Here is a 234-nt window from a genome sequence, read left to right on the forward strand (position 1 = left end):
CTGCTCCAGAACGGCCAGCCGGTCCGCCTGATGCTGAAGGATATTGCCGCAGAAGACCTGCTGACGCTGAAGGGCCTGAACCTTCTCACCTCCAAGCCGGTTCTTTATGTCTGCAACGTCGCTGAAGGCGATGCGGCCAAGGGCAACGAGTATAGCGCTGCCGTCGACAAGATGGCCGAGGAACAGGGTGCCCAGACGGTCATCATTTCGGCTGCAATCGAAGCGGAAGTTGCG

At 59.4% G+C, this 234-nt stretch carries 1 pseudogene; it reads left to right on the top strand.

The annotated features are described in order from the left end of the window. Window positions 1-234: pseudogene (locus tag SB822_RS61175) on the top strand (redox-regulated ATPase YchF); the annotation flags it as partial.

The organism is Paraburkholderia sp. SIMBA_054 (genome assembly GCF_046534875.1).
Lineage (GTDB): Bacteria > Pseudomonadota > Gammaproteobacteria > Burkholderiales > Burkholderiaceae > Paraburkholderia > Paraburkholderia hospita.